Source organism: Streptomyces sp. CO7, from assembly GCF_053474865.1.
This window is the reverse complement of the sequence record NZ_JBRIOU010000066.1, coordinates 1-598: the sequence shown is the minus strand read 5'-3', so window position 1 is coordinate 598 and position 598 is coordinate 1. Positions and strand designations below refer to the sequence as shown.

Below are 598 nucleotides of genomic sequence, written 5' to 3'. Positions count from 1 at the left end.
TCCCTGAGGAGCAGCAACCGTGATCCCCCTGTCCTACGCCCAGCGCCGGCTGTGGTTCCTGAACCGCCTGGAGGGCGCGTCGCCGGCCTACAACGCCCCCGTCGTGCTCCGTCTCGCCGCCGTCCCCGACCGGGAGGCGCTCGAGGCCGCGGTGCGGGACGTCGTGGAACGCCACGAGGTCCTGCGTACGGTCTATCCCGCCGAGGACGCGGAGCCCTACCAGCGGATCGTCGACGCACCGGACGTACGGCTGGAGACGCAGCGCTGCGCCGGGGGCGACGACCTGGAGGCGGCGGTCACCGCGTTCGTCCGCACTCCCGTCGACGTCACCGTCGAACTGCCGCTGCGGGCCCGGCTGTTCACCGTCCCGGACGACACCGCCGTGCTGGCGCTGCTGCTCCACCACATCGCCTCCGACGGCTGGTCCGTCGGTTGCCTCCTCAGCGACCTCGACACCGCCTACCGGGCCCGGCTCCAGGGCCGGGCCCCCGGATGGGAGCCGCTGCCCGTCCAGTACGCGGACTACGCGCTGTGGCAGCGGGACATGCTCGGCGACCCCGACGACCCCGGCAGCACCGCCCACGAGCAGCTCGCCCAC

The 598-nt window shown here is 73.7% G+C and carries 1 protein-coding gene; it reads left to right on the top strand.

Annotation, left to right across the window (positions count from 1 at the left end; genetic code table 11):
- Nucleotides 1-19: 19 nt before the first annotated feature.
- The coding region (locus ACOV8S_RS31115) for a condensation domain-containing protein (RefSeq protein WP_448321834.1) at nt 20-598 on the top strand (579 nt) is incomplete at its 3' end.